Source organism: Methylophaga pinxianii, from assembly GCF_020447225.1.
Classification (GTDB): Bacteria; Pseudomonadota; Gammaproteobacteria; order Nitrosococcales; family Methylophagaceae; genus Methylophaga; species Methylophaga pinxianii.
This window is the reverse complement of record NZ_JAJAEO010000105.1, coordinates 1-4041: the sequence shown is the minus strand read 5'-3', so window position 1 is coordinate 4041 and position 4041 is coordinate 1. Positions and strand designations below refer to the sequence as shown.

Below are 4041 nucleotides of genomic sequence, written 5' to 3'. Positions count from 1 at the left end.
TTTTTTTTTCGCATGAAATGGGCAAAAAAACTGACAATAAACAAGCAAAATCCGCCAATATGTATATTGTGACTTGCATCACATAAATATTTATAAGATACTTTCGCTCTTAAGTGTTTGATTACTAAGGAATGGGTATGAAGACGGGGCTGGGCGAAGTAGATGATGAGTGCCTACAGATCGTATTGGACATAATCAGTGATGGCGTATGGGATTGGCATGCCAATTCAGGATATGTTTATCGTAGCCCGGGCTGGTTCAGAATGCTTGGCTATAATGGCGCAAATGTTCCCGCCACTGTCGCTTTCTGGGACCAGTGTTTGCACCCCGAAGACCGATTACGCGTCTTTGAACATTTTGATAAATATATTCACAATCATAGTAGTTCTTATCATATTGAATATCGTCTGCGCAGAGCTGATAACAGCTATTTATGGGTAGAAGACCGCGCTAAAATTATTGAATGGAATCAAGATGGATCGGTTGCCAGAATGATTGGTGCGCACCGGGATATCAATGATCGCAAACTGAATCTGGATCGGCTGGCACAGCAAAATCATTCACTGGAAGATCTGGTTGAAGAGCGTACCTACCAACTTATTCAAACCAATGCAGAACTCGAAAGTAAAATTGCTGAAGTTCAACGATTAGCTGAAACCGATACGCTTACGGGTGTTGCCAATCGCTACCGTCTTGAAAAAACACTTGAACTGGAAGTTGAACGGGCTGAACGTTTTCATCAGCCGTTGTCGGTCATTGCGCTTGATATTGATGACTTTAAAGCAGTAAATGATGAGTTTGGTCATGCCAATGGTGACATGGTTCTGGTTCAGATGAGTCGTTTGCTGAAAAAGAATATTCGCGAAATTGATTTGCTGGCGCGTTGGGGAGGTGACGAGTTTATGATTTTACTCCCTAACACAGCACTTGAGGCTGCCGCCCATACGGCCGAAAAATTACGCCAACTGATTGTTGAAGCCAAACTGGATAAGCGTGCTCTTATTACCACAAGTTTTGGTGTGGCACAGCTGCGTCAGGGCGAGTCCGCTATGCGCTTGTCTATCCGTGCGGATAATGCCTTGTATCAATCTAAAGAATCCGGTAAAAACCGTATTAGTTCCTAAACTAATCGAGCCCAGAGATCGTGCTCATCGGCTTCTTCAAATTCCACCTCAACAATATCGCCCACATTTAAGTGTGTTGCATGATCAATAAATACCTGACCGTCGATCTCCGGTGCATCAGCTCGACTCCGTCCCACTGCACCTTCTTCAACCACTTCATCAATAATGACAAAATCGCGTTTACCGACTTTTAGCTGCAGACGATGAGCGCTGATTTCAGCCTGTTTGGCCATAAATCGTGCCAGACGCTGTTCTTTAATTTCTTCCGGAACCGGATCCGGTAGCTGGTTGGCAACGGCACCATCAACGGGTGAATATTTAAATGCGCCGGCCTTATCCAGCTGCGCCTTATCGAGAAAATCCAGCAGCTCTTCAAATTCGGCTTCGGTTTCACCCGGAAACCCAACGATAAAAGTACTGCGTAAAGTGATATCAGGACAAATAGCCCGCCACGCCTGGATACGCTCAAGATTATTTTGCGATGAGGCCGGTCGTTTCATTAATTTTAAAATACGCGGACTTGCATGCTGAAACGGAATATCCAGATAAGGCAAAATCTTACCTTGCGCCATTAATGGAATCACATCATCGACATGGGGATAGGGATATACATAATGCATTCGCACCCAGATGCCGAGCTCACCTAGTGCTTTAGCCATTGACGTAAAGCGAGTGGCAATTTTTTCACCTTGCCATTCATATTCAGCGTATTTCAAATCGACGCCGTAGGCACTGGTATCCTGGGAAATGACCAGAATTTCCTTTACCCCAGCATCCGCAAGACGCTTGGCTTCAGCAATAACCTGATTAACCGGGCGACTGACTAAATCACCACGCATTGATGGAATAATGCAAAAAGTACAGCGATGGTTACAGCCTTCTGAGATCTTTAGATAGGCATAATGACGGGGCGTCAATTTGATGCCCTCGGGTGGGACCAGGCTGATGAAGGGGTCATGTGGTTGAGGTAAATGTTTGTGTACCGCGCCAACGACTTCTTCCAGCGCATGCGCACCGGTAATTTCCAGTACCTGAGGATGCCGTTCACGAATCGTATTATCGCGACTACCCAGACAGCCTGTCACAATCACTTTGCCATTATGCGCAATGGCTTCACCGATACTTTCCAATGATTCTTCGACAGCAGAATCAATAAAACCACAAGTATTTACCACGACCAGATCAGCGTCATCGTAGTTTGCCGAAATCGCATATCCCTCTGAACGCAGCTTGGTGATAATGCGTTCACTATCAACCAGCGCTTTGGGGCAACCGAGACTGACAAATCCGACCTGTGGAGCTTTCATAAGCGCAACCTGTAACTGGGGGAGTAAAAGGCGGCTATTCTATCTTGTTTAATAGGGGCTGTTAATCTTTCAGTCTTTTACCATGACCAGCATGCAGATCGATTCAATAATATTGACCCATTAAAAATTTATGGCGCTATTTGTTTGCCTTAAATTATCCGAGCATAATATAGCTTATCGGTTGCATACCCGAGGTGATCACGATGATAAAAGCAATTTTATTTGATATCAGTGGTGTATTGCACGTTGATAACGCACCGGTCACTGGTGCCATTGAGGCCGTTCAATTGGCTCGGGATGAGCAAAAAGTAGTGCGCTTTGTGACCAATACTTCCCGCCATACCAGCACAGACATGTTGCAATCGTTGCTACGTATGGGCTTTGATCTGAGTATGGATGAGGTACTCACTGCACCAGGGGCGGTGAGGCTCGTTTTGCAGCAACGCCATTTACGTCCTTATTGTCTGGTACATGAACAACTGCGTCCCGAGTTTGCTGATCTGGATCAGACCTCGCCCAACGCCGTGGTGATAGCTGATGCTGCAGAAGGATTTAACTATGAGAATATGAATCGGGCATTCCAGTTAATTATGGAAGGGGCACCATTGCTGGGTGTGGGGTTGAATCGTTATTTCCGACAAAATGATCAGCTACAGTTAGACGCAGGTCCCTTTATTGCTGCACTTGAATATGCCTGCGATGTGGAAGCCGAGATTTTGGGGAAACCGGCAAGTGCTTTTTTTCAAACAGCAGTGACATCAACCGGGTTTGCCGCTGAAGAAGTTCTGATGGTAGGAGATGATGCCTTTGCTGATGTAGAAGGCGCGTTAGCCGCCGGGCTTAGAGCCTGTCTGGTACAAACGGGTAAATATACACCAGGAGACGAAGAGAAAATTCGTCATCCCGGTGCATGGCTTTGTCGTTCTGTCGTTGAAGCAGTACATCGGGTGGTTAACCCCAGCGATTATTATTCAAATAAATAAGCTCCATAGCCGACAACACTGTCTTTTTTGCCAACGACATCGCCTGAATTGCTCAATGCCATAATTTGACCTGACATGTTTTCATTCTTGGCATATTCCAGAAATCCTCTGATCGCATCACAACCGCAGGCATGAAATTTATCAATATCGTGATTATCCATGCTGATAATGGCTTGCGAGGTATATTGGTCTATTTTACGAGCCGATTCATAATCCAGATAATGACTGAGATCAGAGCTGATCACGATTAAGGATTTGGCATCTTTGGTCGCCGTCCCCAGGACATCTGCAATCAATGAAGAATTGGCTTGGCCTGTCAGCAAAGGCACAATCTCAAACTGCTTAAGGGAATATTGTAAAAAGGGTAACTGTACCTCCAGACAATGTTCGCTATCGTGTGGGCTTTCATAAGTTTCAACCCCTTTGATGCGGCTCAGCTGCGGATAGATTTTTTTATCAACGGCAACAGTACCCATCGGGGTAGCAAAATAATCTGCCTCACTCATTGCCACACCTTTGAAATCGGTTCGGTGGGAGGGGCCTATCAAAATAACACGTTCAATATCCTCGGCAATTTCCATGAGAGACTGATAAGCCTTGGCAGCCACCTGGCCGGAATAAAAAAAA

4 protein-coding genes are annotated in these 4041 nt (G+C 45.5%); 2 read left to right on the top strand and 2 right to left on the bottom strand.

The window, feature by feature from the left end:
- The first annotated feature begins 137 nt into the window (after nt 1-137).
- Complete coding sequence (locus LGT40_RS00795) at nt 138-1124, top strand: sensor domain-containing diguanylate cyclase (RefSeq protein ID WP_226070542.1); 987 nt, start codon at nt 138-140, stop codon at nt 1122-1124.
- Here LGT40_RS00795 and rimO read toward each other — a convergent pair.
- Nucleotides 1121-2431, bottom strand: coding sequence for a 30S ribosomal protein S12 methylthiotransferase RimO (rimO, locus tag LGT40_RS00790; RefSeq protein ID WP_226070541.1), 1311 nt, complete (start codon nt 2429-2431; stop codon nt 1121-1123). The genes LGT40_RS00795 and rimO overlap by 4 nt on opposite strands.
- A 203-nt stretch (nt 2432-2634) precedes the next feature.
- Between rimO and LGT40_RS00785 the strand changes: the two genes are divergently transcribed.
- Nucleotides 2635-3414, top strand: a complete 780-nt coding sequence (locus LGT40_RS00785) for a TIGR01458 family HAD-type hydrolase (RefSeq protein WP_226070540.1) — start codon at nt 2635-2637, stop codon at nt 3412-3414.
- On the opposite strand, the gene amrB is transcribed toward LGT40_RS00785, so the two are convergent.
- A partial coding sequence (gene amrB, locus LGT40_RS00780; protein ID WP_226343128.1) for an AmmeMemoRadiSam system protein B occupies nt 3399-4041 on the bottom strand: 643 nt, incomplete at its 5' end. The two genes, LGT40_RS00785 and amrB, sit on opposite strands and share 16 nt — an antisense overlap.

Bases quoted from the DNA above. Each gene is read 5' to 3' on its own strand.
- LGT40_RS00795 (WP_226070542.1), top strand. From the start codon at position 138: ATGAAGACGGGGCTGGGCGAAGTAGATGATGAGTGCCTACAGATCGTA.
- LGT40_RS00785 (WP_226070540.1), top strand. From the start codon at position 2,635: ATGATAAAAGCAATTTTATTTGATATCAGTGGTGTATTGCACGTTGAT.
- rimO (WP_226070541.1), bottom strand. From the start codon at position 2,431: ATGAAAGCTCCACAGGTCGGATTTGTCAGTCTCGGTTGCCCCAAAGCG.